At 70.1% G+C, this 586-nt stretch carries 1 protein-coding gene; it reads left to right on the forward strand.

Going from position 1 to position 586, the window contains the following annotated elements; all coding sequences use genetic code 11:
* Positions 1-586 (forward strand): RHS repeat domain-containing protein (locus tag G3I78_RS47050; RefSeq protein ID WP_164436747.1); only part of this gene is annotated, 586 nt, incomplete at both ends.

The following is a 586-nucleotide window of genomic DNA, read 5'->3' on the forward strand; positions in this document are numbered from 1 at the left end:
CCAGCGTCGCGCCTACGCCTATCGGGCGGACGGCAACCTGCTCGGCGTGGACGACGCACTCGCCGGTCGCCGCAGCTTCGACCTCGATGCGGCCGGCCGCGTCACGGCGGTTCGTGCCGAAGACTGGGCCGAGCGCTACTCCTACGACGCGGTGGGCAACCAGACCGAAGCGTCATGGCCGGCCACCCACGCGGAACAGGCGGCAGCCGGTTCCCGCTCCTACGACGGCACTCGGATCACCCGGGCGGGGATCGTCCGCTACGAACGCGACGCACAGGGCCGCATCGTCCTGCGGCAGAAGTCCCGGCTGTCCCGGAAACCGGACACGTGGCACTACCGGTGGGATGCCGAAGACCGTCTGACCTCCGTCACGACTCCCGACGGTAGCGTCTGGCACTACCGGTACGACGCCCTCGGCCGGCGCGTGTCCAAGGAGCGCTCGTCCGGCGGCGGGTCGACCCCCGTCGAACAGGTGTCGTTCGTCTGGGACGACACGCTGCTGTGCGAACAGACGTCCACGGGTGAGACCCTGCCCCACACGGTGGCGCTCACCTGGGACCATGACGGACTGCATCCGCTCACCCAG

This window comes from Streptomyces sp. SID13726 (assembly GCF_010548375.1).
Taxonomy (GTDB): Bacteria; Actinomycetota; Actinomycetes; order Streptomycetales; family Streptomycetaceae; genus Streptomyces.